At 42.0% G+C, this 16,845-nt stretch carries 16 protein-coding genes; 12 read left to right on the forward strand and 4 right to left on the reverse strand.

The features are described from left to right. Window positions 1–2: 2 nt before the first annotated feature. The 3 genes from BUB08_RS20345 to malQ are packed head-to-tail and all read left to right on the forward strand — an operon-like array spanning window position 3 to window position 3,120. Window positions 3–479, forward strand: a complete 477-nt coding sequence (locus BUB08_RS20345; RefSeq protein WP_175549988.1) for a hypothetical protein — start codon at window positions 3–5, stop codon at window positions 477–479. A gap of 60 nt (window positions 480–539) precedes the next feature. Continuing rightward, window positions 540–1,637 carry a Gfo/Idh/MocA family protein gene (locus tag BUB08_RS10230; RefSeq protein WP_073001384.1) on the forward strand — a complete coding sequence of 366 codons (1,098 nt, stop codon included), beginning with the start codon at window positions 540–542 and terminating at the stop codon, window positions 1,635–1,637. Next, entirely contained in the window at window positions 1,630–3,120 is a 1,491-nt protein-coding gene (gene malQ / locus BUB08_RS10235; protein ID WP_073001386.1) for a 4-alpha-glucanotransferase, read from the forward strand. Before BUB08_RS10230 ends, malQ begins: the two co-directional genes overlap by 8 nt. On the opposite strand, the gene BUB08_RS10240 is transcribed toward malQ, so the two are convergent. Both BUB08_RS10240 and BUB08_RS10245 read right to left on the reverse strand, forming a co-directional pair. Next, a complete protein-coding gene (locus tag BUB08_RS10240) occupies window positions 3,117–3,920 on the reverse strand; it encodes an alpha/beta fold hydrolase (RefSeq protein ID WP_073001388.1) in 804 nt (267 codons plus the stop codon). The genes malQ and BUB08_RS10240 overlap by 4 nt on opposite strands. Before the next feature lie 96 nt (window positions 3,921–4,016). Beyond that, the gene (locus tag BUB08_RS10245; RefSeq protein ID WP_073001389.1) at window positions 4,017–4,730 is read right to left on the reverse strand and encodes a pyridoxine 5'-phosphate synthase; all 714 of its coding nucleotides are present in this window, start codon (window positions 4,728–4,730) and stop codon (window positions 4,017–4,019) included. A gap of 65 nt (window positions 4,731–4,795) precedes the next feature. Here BUB08_RS10245 and BUB08_RS10250 point away from each other — a divergent pair, with 65 nt between their 5' ends. The 9 genes from BUB08_RS10250 to murI all read left to right on the forward strand — a co-directional run bounded on the left by BUB08_RS10250 (window position 4,796) and on the right by murI (window position 14,834). Further along, window positions 4,796–5,461: a CBS domain-containing protein gene (locus BUB08_RS10250; RefSeq protein WP_073001391.1), complete on the forward strand. Its 666-nt coding sequence runs from the start codon at window positions 4,796–4,798 to the stop codon at window positions 5,459–5,461. Window positions 5,462–5,471: 10 nt separating this feature from the next. Further along, the gene (locus BUB08_RS10255; protein WP_073001393.1) at window positions 5,472–6,353 is read left to right on the forward strand and encodes an NAD kinase; all 882 of its coding nucleotides are present in this window, start codon (window positions 5,472–5,474) and stop codon (window positions 6,351–6,353) included. Between the two features lie 301 nt (window positions 6,354–6,654). Further along, entirely contained in the window at window positions 6,655–7,398 is a 744-nt protein-coding gene (gene porG, locus BUB08_RS10260; protein ID WP_073001395.1) for a type IX secretion system protein PorG, read from the forward strand. Continuing rightward, complete coding sequence (locus BUB08_RS10265; protein ID WP_073001397.1) at window positions 7,398–8,144, forward strand: isoprenyl transferase; 747 nt, start codon at window positions 7,398–7,400, stop codon at window positions 8,142–8,144. Before porG ends, BUB08_RS10265 begins: the two co-directional genes overlap by 1 nt. Before the next feature lie 15 nt (window positions 8,145–8,159). Then, on the forward strand, window positions 8,160–10,871 hold the full coding sequence (bamA, locus tag BUB08_RS10270) for an outer membrane protein assembly factor BamA (protein ID WP_083570715.1): 2,712 nt from the start codon (window positions 8,160–8,162) through the stop codon (window positions 10,869–10,871). Between the two features lie 64 nt (window positions 10,872–10,935). Then, on the forward strand, window positions 10,936–11,448 hold the full coding sequence (locus BUB08_RS10275; RefSeq protein ID WP_073001703.1) for an OmpH/Skp family outer membrane protein: 513 nt from the start codon (window positions 10,936–10,938) through the stop codon (window positions 11,446–11,448). Window positions 11,449–11,492: 44 nt separating this feature from the next. Beyond that, on the forward strand, window positions 11,493–12,008 hold the full coding sequence (locus BUB08_RS10280) for an OmpH/Skp family outer membrane protein (protein WP_073001401.1): 516 nt from the start codon (window positions 11,493–11,495) through the stop codon (window positions 12,006–12,008). Between the two features lie 141 nt (window positions 12,009–12,149). Then, window positions 12,150–13,988 (forward strand): glycosyltransferase, encoded by a 1,839-nt coding sequence (locus BUB08_RS10285; RefSeq protein ID WP_073001403.1) that lies wholly within the window; start codon window positions 12,150–12,152, stop codon window positions 13,986–13,988. Window positions 13,989–14,006: 18 nt separating this feature from the next. Beyond that, on the forward strand, window positions 14,007–14,834 hold the full coding sequence (murI, locus tag BUB08_RS10290; RefSeq protein ID WP_073001405.1) for a glutamate racemase: 828 nt from the start codon (window positions 14,007–14,009) through the stop codon (window positions 14,832–14,834). Between the two features lie 14 nt (window positions 14,835–14,848). On the opposite strand, the gene BUB08_RS10295 is transcribed toward murI, so the two are convergent. Then, window positions 14,849–15,937, reverse strand: a complete 1,089-nt coding sequence (locus BUB08_RS10295; RefSeq protein WP_073001407.1) for a phosphotransferase enzyme family protein — start codon at window positions 15,935–15,937, stop codon at window positions 14,849–14,851. 7 nt (window positions 15,938–15,944) lie between these two features. Beyond that, on the reverse strand, window positions 15,945–16,844 hold the full coding sequence (locus BUB08_RS10300; protein WP_073001409.1) for a nucleotidyltransferase family protein: 900 nt from the start codon (window positions 16,842–16,844) through the stop codon (window positions 15,945–15,947). Window position 16,845: the final 1 nt, after the last annotated feature.

Here is a 16,845-nt window from a genome sequence, read left to right on the forward strand (position 1 = left end):
TTTTGAAAATTGACAACAAAATAGAAAAACCATTTGTGCAACCTGCTGTTTTTGCAGGAGTAATTTTCATTTTTGCAGGCATCGGTATTTTGCTGAATGGTTCTTTTATTTGGGGAATTTTTGTTGAGTTGCTGGCCACTCTGGTGGTTTTTTCCTTTTCCGGAATAGAAATGGATACGGGGCAGAACCGGGTTAGGCAATACTACAAATGGTGGGGAATTTTTAAAACCGGAACTTGGAAATCGTTACACGAATACATTGGTGTTACTTTGGTGCCGTTAAAAAAGGTGGAGTCGATGGCAAGCTGGTCGAATCGAATAACTTCTTCGAGTAGAATTGAATATCGGGTTTACCTGGTGAATAAAGTCAGGAAACCGGCTTTTGCAATTAAAACCTGTAAAACGAGGGAAGAGGCTCAAAATAGTCTCGATGAGTTTTCTATCTGGCTGAAAAAACCGGTCTTTTCCGTAAAGAAATAACGCGGTTGGCTGTTCTCGCCAAATCATTATTTTTGAACAAATTTTGAAAACGAACTTTTTATGCAAAAAATACATGTCGGATTTCTGGGAGCCGGAGGAATTGCTCGTGCTCATGCTTATGCGCTTCAGTCGCTAAAGTTCTACTACAGCGGGATGCCCGAACTGATTTTTGAATCGGTGGCTTCGGTTCGAAAAGAGAGCCGCGAGAGCTTTGCCGAAAACTTTGGTTTTGGCGCGGCGCAGACAGTAGAGGAGTTTTCGAAGAATGAGAATATTGAAGCTGTTTTCATTTTGGGACCCAATAATGTGCACTTTCAGCATTTAAAGCTGGCGCTGGAAATGCCCAGCGTAAAATACATTTACCTTGAAAAACCGGTTTGTGCTTCGCTTGCTGAAGAGGAGGAAATGAAAGCGATGTCCGAAAAGATTAGTCACAGCATAAAAGTTCAGGTCGGGTTTCAGTATCTGCAAACTTCGTCGGTGCGCGAGGCGCTGCAATTCTGGAAATCCGGGAAACTGGGGAGGCCTGTTCATTTTGATTTGAAATATTACCACGGCGACTATTTGCAATCATCATACCGCGAAAAGCGGGTAACGAGGCTCACTCCGGCGCCCGACGGTGGCGCAATGGCCGATTTGGGTTCACACGGGATTAGCTTGCTCATGGCATTTTTGGGCGAAGAACTCCGGATAACCGGTGCGTTGCAGGGAGGTTCTTTTGCTGATGTGCCGGCCGGTTCAGACCTGTTTAGTTCCCTTTCTTTAGTCGACCCTGAAACCGGAGCTGTTGGAAATCTTTCTGCCAGTCGAATCAGCTCAGGAACAGGCGACCTTGTGCATTTGGAATTGTATGCAGAAAACGGCGCTTTACGTTATTCTTCAAAAAAATCAGAGTATTTTGAATACTATCTGGAAGGGTCCGGTCAGTGGGTAAAACAAATGGTGGGCAGCAATTACCAGCCAATCACCAGTTTCCCGTCGGGGCACGTGCCTCCGGGCTGGTTGCGTTCAATGGTGCATGCACACTACCTGTTCTTTACCGGAAATGATGCAAAGGCGTTTGTCCCCGACTTGAAGCATGGCCTGGCAGTGCAGCGTATTGTGAGAGAAACAGCGGATCACCTGAGTGTTTTCAGAAAAAAGTATGTGAATGGTTAAGCGGAACAGTGGCGTTTTAGCTCATGTTACTTCGCTTCCCGGGCAGGAAGGGATTGGCACTTTGGGAAAAGATGCTTTTCGGTTTATTGATTTTTTGGCTGAAACAGGCCAAACGTTTTGGCAGATTCTGCCTTTGGGACCGGTTGGCTACGGTAATTCTCCGTATCAATGCTATTCTGCTTTTGCCGGAAATCCGTTGCTTATCGATCTGAACTTACTTGTGGAAGAGGATATTCTTTCTCGGAATGATTTGGAAAAACGACCACGTTTTTTAACAACCCGGGTTGATTTTTTGAAGGTGGAGAAATGGAAATATCCGCTTTTGAGAAAAGCATTTGAGAATTTTCAAAAGGGTAAAAATATCGAACTGCAAAATAGCTATCACCATTTTCTGGAAGAACATGGCTGGTGGCTGCACGATTATGCCTTGTTTATGGCGGCAAAAGTGCATTTTAAAAATGCGCACTGGAGCAACTGGGAACACGGCTTGAAATTCAGAGAGTCGAAAGCACTTCAGGATTATTCGGAGCTGCTGTCATCCGAAATTGAATTTCGGAAGTTTGTGCAGTTTTTGTTTTTTAAACAGTGGTTTCGGCTGAAGAGTTATGCTCGTGAAAAGGAGATACAGATTTTGGGCGATATGCCTCTGTATGTTTCCGGCGACAGTGTCGATATCTGGGCAAACACCGACATTTTTGTTTTGGATGAACAGTTGAAGCCAACCTGCGTTGGGGGTGTCCCTCCTGACTATTTCAGCGGAACCGGCCAGCTTTGGGGCAATCCGGTTTTTAACTGGGAACGGCTTCAGGAAAGAGATTTCGACTGGTGGCTCGCACGGCTGCATTTTAATGTGCACTTGTTCGACAAAGTTCGCATCGACCATTTTCGCGGGCTGGAGTCGTTTTGGTCTGTTCCGGCAGCGGAAAAGACGGCCATAAACGGACAGTGGGTTCCGGCCAATGGTTTTCAGGTGCTTGAAAAATTTAAAGAGCAGGTAGGTTCTCTCCCTTTGATTGCCGAAGATTTGGGGCTGATTACTCCCGAGGTGGAGAACCTGCGCAACGCTTTTAACCTGCCGGGGATGAAAGTGTTACAGTTTGCATTTAGTTCAGATCCCACAAATGAGCATTTGCCGCACAACTATCTGCAGAATTTTGTTGCTTACACAGGCACTCACGACAACGACACAACATTGGGCTGGTTGCAAGCGCTGAAAGGAGACGAACATAAAATGGTGAAACGTTATTTGGGCAGCGACCCTGATGCTGCCCTGGAAAAAGGAATAGAATGGATTTGGTCGTCTGCTGCCCGAAGTGCTGTTTTGCCCATGCAGGACTTATTGCAACTGGGTACTGAATCCCGGCTCAATACCCCCGGAGTCGCTACCGGAAATTGGGAGTGGCGTTTCAATTGGCGTCAGTTAAAATCAACACAAAAGAAATTTCTTTTGGAGCTAACTGAAAAATACAACCGAAAAAATTAGCAGCACTGCATTACCGCTTCCATAAATTCATCGGGTTTTTCGGCATGGAGCCAGTGCCCTGCTCCGGGAATATCAACAATTCTGGCGTCCGGATAAATTTCCTTTATTAAAGGAATTTCTTCGTCTGTGATGTAATTGGATTTCAGCCCGCGGATAAAAATCACCGGATAGTTTGTGATTGGGATGCGGTCGTCAAACCAGAGGCGGTTTACCCCGCCTACAATTTCATCGAGGTATTCGTATAAAACCTCCACGTTTAAACGCCATTTGTATAGTTTGGTTTTTTTATCTTTTTCAATGCTCTTCAATAAAAACTGTCGCGTCCGGGAGTCATCAATGCGCTCAGCAAGCAAATCGTCCACATCCTGGCGCTTTTTTATTCTGCTGAAATCCAATTCCTGCATGGCCAGTAAAATATTTCGGTGCAGGGCGTACTGACTGCTGTCTTTTGTTTGCAGGTAATCTTTGGGGGCGATGTCTGCAATTACCAGTTTTTCAATTTTTTCCGGATAATCAGCGGCAAACCACATGGCTGTTTTTCCGCCCATACTGTGCCCAATAAGTGTTGCTTTTTCGATGTGGTGTTGCTCAAAAAATTCGGCTAAATCGGCTTTCATTCCGTCAAAAGAGTGGTCGTCGGAAAAAGGAGAATGACCGTGGTTACGTTGGTCTACCATATAAACGGTGTAGTTTTCTGCCAGCCTTTTACCCATGTTCATCCAGTTGTCCGATGAACCATATAATCCATGTACAATAACAATAACGGGGCCTTGCCCTTCTTTTCTGTAAAAAAGTTCCATAAAAATTCTTCTCGTTACAATAAGTCGTTTTCAGTAGTGTATTCAAAAACTCGCGGGAGTTTTGAGCACAACAGATTTTTCAGAAATGGTTTTAGCTTATCTCAGGCAGTTGAGGTATTCCTGAATTGTTTTTTCGAGTCCCAGGTAAAGGGAGTCGGCAATAAGCGCATGGCCAATGGAAACTTCTTTCAGATTGGGAATGTTCTTATAAAAATAGTTGAGGTTTTCCAAATTCAAATCGTGTCCGGCATTTATTTCCAGCCCAACTTTGTTTGCAAATACTGCCGCCTCTGCAAAAGGTTCGATGGCTTTATCGCGTCCCAGCGGGTAAAGCCGAGCATACGGTTCTGTGTATAATTCTATACGTTGCGTGCCTGTTTCTGCGGCGCCTTCAATGGCTTCGCTGTCTGGGTCAACAAAAATGGATGTTCGAATGCCATGTTCCTGCAAGCGCGAAATAACTTCTTTCAGAAAGTCAATGTTTCCCCAGGTATCCCAGCCGTGGTCGCTGGTCAATTGGTTGTGCTTGTCGGGAACCAGAGTAACCTGGTCGGCCTGCACTTCAATTACCATTTTTAAGAAATCTTCGCTGGGGTATCCTTCAATGTTAAATTCAGTTGTAATAACGGGCTTAATTTCATAAACATCTCTGCGCGTGATGTGTCGTTCGTCTGGGCGTGGGTGTACTGTAATTCCCTGTGCACCAAATTTCTGGCAATTTATGGCGGCGTCCTTCACACTTGGGACATTTCCACCACGGGAATTCCGCAATGTTGCTATTTTATTTATATTTACACTTAATCTAGTCATTGTTGTATTTTTGATGGCGCAAGTTACAATTTTCAGTTCGAAACTGATAAAACAAAATTAAAGAATTGCTGGCAAATAGTTTGATATCAGATGTAGTTCCTGCAGTAAACAGTGCAGATAAAGGACAAAAGGTGCTGAGCCTGATGGATGTTTTCAGGGTGTCGCATCTGCCTGTGGTTGACGAAGGACGTTACCACGGAATCGTATCGGATAAGTTTATTTACGATTTGAACCTGGTGAACGAGCCAATTGGAAAAGAGATGGAAAAATTCGATACAACGCATGTTCATGAGAATCAGCATATTTTTGAAGTGGCCATACTTATGTATAAGCTGAAGTTGAGCGTAGTTGCTGTGCTGGATTCTATGCACGAGTATTTGGGATCGATTACGCTTTATGATTTAGCCCGGCGTTTTGCAAGGTACTTTTCGTTACAGGAGCTGGGTGGCGTTGTGGTGTTGGTGGTCAATGAAATAGACTATTCTTTATCTCAAATCAGTCAGATTGTTGAAAGTAATGACACAAAAATTCTCAGCTTTTTTATGAATCGGCTGCCCGGTACAAATACCCTGGAGCTGGTTTTGAAGCTGGATAAGGAGGATCTTTCTCCCGTTATTCAGTCGTTTATGCGCTACGACTACAATGTAAAAGGCGTTTACCTTGACCATTCCATGCTGAATGATTTGTACCAGGACAGGTACGATCAATTCATGAAATTTATGAACATTTAAATTTTTTACTGTGAAAGTTGCTGTTTTTGGAACCTCTGTTTCAGAAAATTTTATTCCTGTTCTGGAAGATTTTTTTTCGTACCTGGAAACCAATAAAATCGAAGTTCAGCTTTTTAAACCGTTTTACGATTTTCTGGCTGAAAACCTGAGTATAAATGCATACTGTACATCATTTTTTAATACGCCCGAAGACTTTGATAAGGGAAACAGCTTTATTTTTAGCGTTGGCGGAGATGGTACATTCCTGCATTCGGTTGTAAATATTCGAAATTTTGAAATTCCTGTAGTTGGAGTAAACAGCGGACGACTTGGCTTTTTGGCCGACATTTCGCAAGAGCAGGTAAAAGATGCGTTGAATGGCATTTTTAATAACCGCTATTCTGTAATAGAACGATCGATGCTGGAAGTGGAGTTTTGCGGAGGCGAAACAACCGACTTCAATTTTGCGTTGAATGAGCTGGCGGTACTCAAAACCGATTCTTCCTCTATGATTCATATTTCGGCGTGGTGCGACAACCAACTGCTGAATAACTACTGGGCCGACGGGCTGATTATTGCAACGCCAACAGGATCAACTGCTTATTCGCTAAGCGTTGGTGGCCCTATTCTTACGCCTGATTCAGAAAACTTTGTAATTACCCCGCTGGCGCCCCATAACCTTACCATCAGGCCGGTAGTTGTGCCGGATAACTATGAAATTGAACTGAGGGTTGAGGGCAGAGGCTCTTACTTTTTGACTTCGCTCGACTACCGTTCGGTGGCCGTAGAGTTCTCCACTTCGCTCAAAATTCGCAAGGCAAATGTTACTTTAAAAACACTAAAGTTGCCTGATTTAGACTTTTTTAACACTCTGAGAAACAAGTTAATGTGGGGTGTCGATAAACGAAATTAAATAATCGACAGAGCTTAACAATTTTTAATCTTTCTTTGGGTTTTATAATAGCGTTCAGGTATGTTATATTTAGAATTATATTACTTTTGTACCTCTTGAAAGCTGAACAATACAGAGGCAAACAAGGGTAGTTCGTTGAAAACCATGTGGTTGTAAAAAGGAATAATAATGTTTAATAAGTTCAGAAGTAAAAAAAGATAAATTCTGAATGTTGTATAAATTTCTGTCAATCATTGTTTTTAGGATTAACGAATTGGTAACTTGCCTGAAGCTATTGTCGAATAAACGAGTTAGATACCAAATGAGAAAATTTGTATTGGTGTTTATAGCAGTTATTTTTACTGTTTCAGGTTTTGCCCAAAAATCAGCAGATATAGGTATTTGGGGAGGCTCATCTTCTTATTTGGGAGATATTAAGCAAGTGCCCCCTATACAAACGTTCAATTTAAATATTGGAGCTTTTTTTAGGTACAACTTTAATGCACGGGTTGCAGCCAGAGCACAGTTTTTAGCCGGGAGTTTTGCGGCTGACGGATTTGTAGAGGATATTCCTTTTGAGTTTAAAAAGAACGCCCAGGACGTTTCTGTTATGGTGGAGATCAATTACCTGAAATATATTCTGAGTGAGAGGAAAACGCCTTTTACACCTTATATTTTGGCTGGGCTCGGAGTGATGTATTTTCCGTACAAATTTGAACCGGCAATCGCTGCGACAATTAATCCGGATTACCCGTTAAAAGAAGGTGTGGAAGAATCGGTTATTGCTGCATCAATCCCATTCGGGTTTGGAATAAAGGCATCGATTGGAGAAAGATTGGGAATTGGAGTGGAGTACCAAATGAGGAAATTGCTCAACGATAAGTTTGATAATTTGGATGATCCCTTATCGTTTGAAACTATAAATAGTGCAGGAGTTGCTGAAACAATTAAATATACAGATTTTTCGCATAATAATGACTGGCCCGGCTATTTGGGGATGTTTTTAACCTTTAAAATCAACCTGGATCCAAAGGCTTGTCCTGCTTACGACAGAAAACACTGGTAATGAAATCGTTTAAAGAAAAACTAAATATCAACAAAATTCCCCGGCATATTGCCATAATTATGGATGGAAATGGCAGATGGGCTGCCAAACACGGGAATGAACGAATTTTCGGACACGAGCATGGAGTTGATGCCGTGCGTTCTACCGTTGAAGGTGCTGGAGAAATCGGTGTTGAATACCTTACATTATATGCATTTTCAACGGAGAACTGGGATCGTCCGCAAAACGAGGTCGATGCTTTAATGGGCCTTCTGGTGCAAGCCATCGAAAACGAAACCGGAGAGTTGATGAAAAACAATGTGAAGCTTGCAGCTATCGGCGATTTGGGAAAACTGCCCGAAAATGTTGCCGATACGCTGAACGATTGTATAAAACTGTTGGAGAACAATACCGGGTTGACTTTAGTGCTGGCTCTTAGTTATAGTTCGAAATGGGAAATAATTAACGCAGTTAAAAATATTGCAAATGATGCCATAAATGAAAAAATCCATACAAAAGATATTGATGATAAACTGTTCGAAAGTTACCTGTCAACGGCGCATCTTCCGGATCCCGAATTGTTGATAAGAACAAGTGGAGAGTACAGAATCAGCAACTTTTTGCTTTGGCAAATTGCTTATTCAGAATTGTATTTCACAAATAAATTGTGGCCCGATTTTAGAAAGGAAGATTTATTTGAAGCGGTTTATGATTTTCAAAACAGAGAGAGAAGATTTGGTAAAATCAGTGAACAGTTATTTAGTTAATTTATTATGATCAGAATGCGAAAGCTAATTATATCCCTGTTGTTTTTTATTGTTGTTGCTGCTCCGGCAGCGGTTGGACAAATTACAGACGACTCCAGTTTCTCAGTATATTATGCCAGTCCGGGTAAATATACCATTGCCGATATTCAGATTTCCGGAATTAAATACCTGGACAAAACAGTGCTTATTCAATTGTCGGGGTTAACCGTAGGGCAAACCATTGAAGTTCCGGGCGAAGCCGTTACCAACGCCATAAAAAAACTGTGGCAGCAAGGGCTTTTTTCCGACGTAAAAATAACTGCATCAAAAGTTGTCGATGACGATATCTGGCTCGATATTTACCTGCAGGAACGCCCGCGCCTTGCTGATGTTAACTTTTTTGGCGTTTCAAAATCAGAAAAAGATGACATTACCGAAAAGGTACTGTTGCTGAAAGGAAGCCAGGTGACAGATAACCAGGTAAACAATGCTGAACGAACCATTAAAAATATTTTTCTTGCCAAAGGATTTTTAAATACCGAAGTAAATATTGTTCAGCGCGATGATACCGCTCAAAATAACAGCATTATTCTCGATATTTATGTTGACAAGAAGGAAAAAGTAAAAGTGAATGATGTGCTCATTCACGGAAATGAAGCAATTCCTGATGTGGTGCTCGAACGCTCAATGAAAAAAACAAACGCGAGAAAGCTCAGAAACTTTTTCCGTACAAAAAAATATCTCGAAGAAGAATACGATAAAGACAAAGTAAACCTGGTAAGTAAATACAACGAAAAAGGGTATCGCGATGCCATTATCGAAAATGATACTGTTTATCAGGTGGAAGTTGGTAAAAAGAACAAACCAAGGGTTAATGTTGAACTTTGGGTCGACGAAGGCGACAAATACTATTTCGGCGATATTCGGTGGGTTGGAAACACCGTTTATCCGTCGGATTATCTGAGCGGATATCTTGGAATTGAACGAGGAGATATTTTCAACCAGTCAATTTTGGAAAAACGTTTATTCGACAACGATGAAGGTTTAAATAACCTATACCTGAATAAAGGGTACCTGTTTTTCGATTTGCAACCCATTGAGGTGAATGTAAATAACGACACCATCAATTACGAAATGCGAATCAGGGAAGGCAAGCAGGCTACTATCGATAAAGTACTTATTTCAGGGAACACCAAAACACACGAACATGTGGCACGGAGGGAAATCAGAACTTATCCCGGAGATTTGTTCAGTAAAGAAGCAATTATCCGTTCGGTCAGGGAATTGGCGCAGTTGGGACACTTCGATCCTGAAGCCATTAATCCTGATGTGCGACCCAAGCCCGAAGATGGTACTGTTGACGTTGAATACCAGCTGCAGGAAAAAGCCAACGACCAGGTTGAGCTTTCAGGCGGTTGGGGGGCCGGCATGTTTGTCGGTTCTGTTGGGCTGAAGTTTGCCAACTTTTCAGTACGAAATATTTTAAACAAAGAAGCATGGAAGCCATTGCCGACTGGCGACGGACAAACGCTGAGTTTGCGTTACCAACGAAGTGGATCATACTATCGTACAATGAGTTTGTCGTTTATCGAACCCTGGCTGGGTGGTAAAAAACCGAACTCATTCTCGTTGTCACTTTCCCACTCGCGGGTAAATTACAGTGCAAACAAATACTACCAGAGTTATAACCCGTATTACGGCGGTTATGGTAGTGGCTACGGTGGTTATCCATATTACGGTAGCGGTTATGGCAGTAGCTATTATGGTGGTGGCTATTATGGTGGTGGCTACAATCCGTACGGAAGTTATTACGGAGCCTATCCGCAGTACTCATATAATTATGGTTCGGAAGATGAAAATTCAGAGAACGATCAGATTTGGGAAACTACTGCTCTGGCAATGGGATATGGGTACAGGCTATCGTTTCCTGATGACTATTTTACTGTTTACCACGAGCTGTCTTTGGAACACTATCGGTTGCAAAATATGGGAAGCACTTTCTACTTCCTTGCCGATGATGAAACCGGACAGGTAAACGGGAAATTCAATAACCTGAGTTTTAAAACAGTTTTTGGCCGGAACTCAATAGATAATCCGCTGTATTCCAGAAGAGGCTCGCAGTTTTCTCTGTCGTTGAAAGCTACTCCGCCGTTCTCGCTGCTTTCCGGAAAAGATTACAGTCCTACTTCGGACATGACCAACAAAGAAAGATATAAATGGATCGAATATCATAAATGGTTGTTTAAAGGACAGGTGTTTAGTCCGCTAACAAAAAATACCAATTTGGTGTTGCGTACTGCCGTTGAAATGGGATTTTTGGGATATTACAATTCTCATGTGCTTTCTCCTTTCGAAGGTTTTATGGTGGGGGGGTCCGGCATGTCTGGGTACAATTTTTACGGAACAGATTATGTTGCGCTGCGCGGGTATAAAGATTACAGCTTGAGTCGCGAACGAAGCGGTTCAAAAATGTACAATAAATTTACCATGGAATTGCGTTACCCGGTAACGTTGAAACCCAGTGCAACCATTTACGCGCTTACTTTCCTTGAGGCCGGTAATGCCGACATGAGTTTCCAGGAATACAACCCGTTTAAACTGTATCGTTCTGCAGGGGTTGGCGTTCGCATCTTCCTGCCAATGTTTGGGTTGATGGGAATTGATTGGGGATATGGATTCGACGATGTTCCCTGGTCTTCAGATGCCAACGGAAGCCAGTTCCATTTTGTTATCGGACAGCAATTCTGATAGGATCATATTTGGCACAAAATATGATATTGCAATGATTAGTTTTAACGAAAAATATTTAGCCATGAAAAAGTTAATATTAACGCTGACAATCCTGACGCTTTTTAGCGGAATCACTTTTGCCCAGAAATTTGGTTTTATCGATTCCGGATACATTCTGGAAAATATTCCTTCATTCAGAGCGGCACAAGAGCAGTTAAATCAGCTCTCTTCCCAATACCAGAAAGAACTGGAATCAATGCATGCTGAAATAGAACAGATGTATCAGGATTTTCAGGCCGAAAGTGTATTGCTTTCGGAAGACATGAAACGCAAACGCGAAGACGTAATTATTTCAAAAGAGAAAGATTACAAGCAGTTGCAACGTAAATATTTTGGCCCCGACGGCGATTTATTCCAGAAGCGACAAGGACTGGTAAAACCCATTCAGGACGATATTTTTACGGCTGTTCAGGAAATTGCAAACGAAGGCAGTTACGCCGTTATTTTTGACAAAGCAGACGGTACAACACTGTTTTTTACCAATCCGAGGTATGATTTGAGTGATCAGGTTTTGCAAAAACTCGGATATAAATAAAATATAATTATATTTGTGACCAAAAATTTAATACTACGTTGATTATGAGAAATTTAATGACACTGTTTATGTTGTTTTTGTTCACCGCTGCAACTATTTCGGCCGGTGCGCAAAATCAGAAGTTCGGACATATAGATTTGCAGGCTTTGGTACAGGTAATGCCAGAAAGAGCCACTGCCGAAACCGAATTTAATAAGTTTCAGTCCGATTTGGAAGAAGTGCTTGGGGAAATGCAGCAAAATTATCAGCAGAAACTTACCGAACTGGAACAGTTAGGGACCGAAGCATCAGAAGTAAAAAGGAATGCAAAAATTACAGAATTGCAGGAACTTCAACAGCGTATTCAGAACTATCAAATGACTGCTCAGCAACAGTTGCAGCAGAAACAGGCAGAATTGCTAACTCCTGTATTTGATAAAGCAGAGCAGGCAATTGAAGAAGTAGCAAAAGAGCAGGGATTGCTTTATGTTTTTGATATGGGTTCAAAAGTGGTTTTATACAAATCGAACCAGAGTATTGACATTCTTCCTATGGTGAAGAAGAAACTTGGTATTCAATAACAAGTAATCTCAATGAAGATATTCAGAAAGTCACCCGTCATTTGGCAGGTGGCTTTTTTTATGCTTTTAAACCTCTTTTATTGGATTGATGCGCAAATCAAGCTATATTTAGTGGAATGAATTATTATCCAAATTAAGCTTATGAATACACTAATTCCTGAAGAAGTTGAAGAAGAAGTTCAGATTCCTTCCAACTCTATGTTGTTTGAAATCGCCTGGGAAGTTTGTAACCAGGTTGGTGGAATTTATACGGTTATTCGTTCCAAAGTCCCGTCTGTAATTAAAAAGTGGGGGGCAGATAATTATTTTCTGATTGGCCCTTATTTTGCAGACCAGGCTGCGGCGCATTTCGATCCTGCAACAGACTATTCAACCCCGGTTGGAAAAGCAGTTTTAAAAATGCAGGAACGTGGTTTCGATGTGTATTACGGGCAATGGATTGTTTCCGGCCGCCCCAATGTCGTTCTTTTTAATCCGTATTCGGTTTACGACAAGCTGGGCGAGATAAAGCATTTTATCTGGCAGGATTACCATATTTCTCTTCCCGGACAAGACGAGCTGCTGGATAAAGTGGCGGCGTTTGGTTTTCAGGTAAAAGAGTTTTTTCGTTATTTGTGTTCGTCGGGTTTTTGCACCAACAGAGTAATTGCCCATTTTCATGAGTGGATGGCAGGATTGCCGATTCCCGGGTTGCGAAAAGAAAATCTGGATATAAAAATTGTTTTTACAACACACGCAACTTTGCTTGGGCGGTATTTGGCCATGAACGATAATAATTTTTATGATCATTTGCCTTTCTACAATTGGGAACAGGAAGCCACTAATTTTAATGTGAAGCCAATTGTGGAGATAGAACGGGCATCGGCTCACGGTGCGCATGTATTTACCACGGTTAGCGAATTAACAGGGCGAGAATGTACGCACCTTTTGGGGCGAACACCTGATTTGATTCTCCCCAATGGCCTAAATATTCAACGTTTTGAGGTGTTGCACCAGGTGCAAAATCAACATTTGGAATACAAAGAGAAGATTCATGATTTTGTGATGGGGCATTTTTTTCAAAGCTACTCTTTTGATTTGGATAATACCGTTTACTTTTTTACTTCGGGGCGTTACGAGTATCACAATAAAGGTTACGACCTGACTTTGGAAGCGTTGGCACGGTTGAATTATCGCATGCAGCAGGAACAATCGGAAATGACTGTGGTTGCATTTTTTATTACGAAAAGGCCCTACTATACTTTTAACCCGGATGTTTTGCATTCTAAAGCAATGATTGAAGATGTTCATCGGGTTTGCGAAGAGATAAAAGAGCAGGTTGGCCGCAGAATGTACACAAAAATTACTTCAGATAACGGGCAATATGTTTTCCCGAACCTCAGCGATATGGTTGATGATTACCTTCGGCTGAAACTCCGAAGAAATGTACAGAGCTGGAGAACCAATCAACTGCCAAAAATAGTAACTCATACCCTGGTTGACGATGCAAAAGATGAAATTTTGAACTTCCTGCGCACGGCAAACCTGATAAACAACAGGCACGATAAAGTGAAAGTGGTTTACCATCCTGATTTTATTTCTACGTCTAATCCATTGTTCAGAATGGACTACACCCAGTTTGTGCGTGGTTGCCATCTAGGAATTTTCCCCAGCCTATACGAACCCTGGGGCTATACTCCGTTGGAATGCCTGGCAAGCGGGTTGCCTTCAATTACCAGTAATCTTGCCGGTTTTGGCGATTATGTTTCGCGAAATATTCTGGATAATGAAAAGAAAGGGATGTATATTATCGACCGGAAAAACAGGGATTTTAACCAGACTGCAGATGAGCTTGCAAATGTTATGCATCGGTTTGTTCGGATGACGCGGCGCGAAAGAATTGCACTCAGGTACCGTAGCGAAGAGGCATCCCTGCATTTCGACTGGTCGAACCTTGGAAAGTTCTACGACATGGCCTACAACATGGTAGTGGAACGATAATGTTGAAATTTGTTATTTATGTGTGATTCTCCAATTGGCGTTTTTGACTCGGGGTACGGCGGACTGACCGTTTTGAAGCAGCTTATAAAAAAACTCCCTCAATACGATTTTCTGTACCTCGGCGACAACGCGCGAACTCCTTATGGAACAAGGTCTTTTAGGGTGGTCTACGAATACACTCTCGAAGCAGTAAAATATTTGTTTAACCAGCATTGCCGACTTGTAATAATTGCCTGCAACACAGCATCCGCAAAAGCGTTGCGAAATATTCAACAGTTGGACTTACCCAAAATAGCCCCGGACCGACGGGTGCTTGGTGTAATTCGACCGAGTGTGGAAAAGGTTTCTGAAATTACAAAGAATGGACACATTGGGGTTTTGGGAACTCCTGGAACAGTAATTTCCGGTTCTTATCCCATTGAGTTGGAAAAGTGGTCCGAAGGGAAAATGAAATCTACCGTTCAGGAAGCCTGCCCGATGTGGGTGCCGCTGGTGGAAAATAACGAAATCGACTCGGAAGGCGCCGCATTTTTTGTGCACAAACACATTCAGAATATTCTGCAGAAAGATGATGAGCTGGATACCTTGATTCTGGGATGTACCCATTATCCGCTTTTAATAAATCAAATCAGGAAATTTGTTCCCAGACATATTCAGATTTTGGAGCAGGGACAAATTGTTGCTGAAAAATTAATCGATTATCTGGAGCGTCATCCTGAAATGAAAAGTCGGCTATCAACAGGAGGAAGTGTGAGATTTCAGACGACCGAATCTGCAGATAATTTTAATGAAAAGGCCGAGGTGTTTATGGAACAAAAGGTGGAGGCCGAAACCGTCCACCTTTAGTTATTTACTTTACACTATGAAATTATTTCTTTGATTGCTTTTTTCATGGCATCGTATTGGCCTTCGATGCTTGTTAAAAGCTTGTACTGTGCCCTTGTGCGCACCAGATTATGATCTTCTGACTTAATTTTGTAGTAATTATCGCCGTCAATGTAATCCATTAAAAAGCGGAGTACCTGTTCGTAGGTAATGTATTTTGCCGAAAAAGCCAGGTATTCCAATTCTTTTTCTGTTAAGAACGAAGCCGCTTCTTCCAGGTAACCTTTGGCAAATGCAGTAAAGATTTCCATATCCATTGAAACGTTGTCCAGATTGGTGTCATCTTCTTTGCCGGTATTGGTGTAATATCGGATAGCATCGCCGAAATCGTTCAGTACAGTGCTGTTTAAAACAGTGTCAAGATCAATAACACAAAGCACATCTCCTTTTTTGTCGAAAAGAATGTTGTTGATCTTTGTGTCGTTGTGGCTTACCCGAGTCGGAATGGTACCTTCTTCAACCAACTTCCAAAATGCCATCATCTCTTCTCTGCGGGCTTCAATCCAGCTAATTTCTTCCTGAACTTTCTCTTTTCTTCCAACCGGGTCATTTTTCAGCACGGCATCCCACTGTTCGTAGCGGATGCGAATGTTGTGGAATCCCGGAAGAATATCAGTCAGCGGTTCTTTCAAGTCTGAAACCAGCGATTGAAATTTGCCGATTCCTTTTCCTCCGGCATAAGCAAGTTCCGGAGTTTCTGCTGCTTCGTAAGCAATGGTGTCTTCAATAAAAAGGCACACTGCCCAGTATTCTTCGTCTTTATCCAGAAAGTAAAGTTTTCCGTCGGTTGCAGGAATAACAGTCATTGCTTCCCGCATCGGGTCTCCACCTGCTTTTTCAACTTTGGCTTTAATGTGGCTGCATACTTTTTGTATGTTGTCCATCATTGCCGGAATAGGGGAGAATACCTTTTTGTTTTTTCTCTGGAGTATATATTTTGAAGGATTTCCGTCAGTTTTAATTATGAACGTGTCGTTAATAAAACCTTCGCCAAGAGGAACCACCTCTTCTACTTTACCTTCAATTTTAAACTGGTTGGCAATATTTTTTAGATTGGTATCCATGGATATTTTAATAAAGTTTTTCCGGGTAAACGCCCTCTTCAATCAGTTTATTAATTTTTTCTACAACGTATGGTTTGTCTTCTTTATAGGTAACGCCAAACCATGGAGAATCGGCTTTCAGTACTTTTACAGATGCTTTTTTTGCCTGAATCATGTCGAACACTACCGATGGAATGTACACTTCCGATTTGGGTTCGTTGATGTGATTTTTCAGGAAAGTAACGAATTCTGCTTCGAGAACCGGAAAGATGGAAGGTTGAAAACCCCAGATATTCATTGATGCACTTTCGTTTCCGGTAAGCTCTGTTTCGCTTCCGTCTGATTCAACTGAAATAACTTTTCCGTCTTTTTTCAGAATTTTAACGGTTTCTACAATTTTGCGGAGCGAATCGTTTTCGTCTACATCGCAAATTCCACGAGACACTGAGCCAAACTCAGAAAGTGTATTTGCAAGTTTGTACCCAACCATGGAATATTCGGTCTGATTTTCAGACCGGGTTAAAAAGTCGGCCATTACTTTGTAGGCATTGTATCCGTAAAAATCGTCGGCATTCAGCGCGCAAAACGGTTCTTTTATTGCGTCTTTTGTAACCAGAACGGCGTGTGCTGTCCCCCACGGTTTTTCTCTGCCTTCCGGAAGTGTGAATCCTTCAGGTAAATTGTCAAGTTCCTGGTAAACGTATTCAACTTCTATTTTTCCTTTCAGAATCGGATCAAATTTTGCCTTGAATGCATCGGCAAAACTTTCTCTAATTACAAAAACAACCTTTCCAAATCCTGCCCTGATGGCATCGTATATAGAATAGTCGATAATTGCTTCTCCATTCGGACCTACCGGTTCTACCTGTTTCAGGCCTCCAAAGCGGCTGCCCATTCCTGCTGCAAGTATGAGTAATGTCGGTTTCATA

The organism is Mariniphaga anaerophila (assembly GCF_900129025.1).
In the GTDB taxonomy this organism is placed as follows: Bacteria; Bacteroidota; Bacteroidia; order Bacteroidales; family Prolixibacteraceae; genus Mariniphaga; species Mariniphaga anaerophila.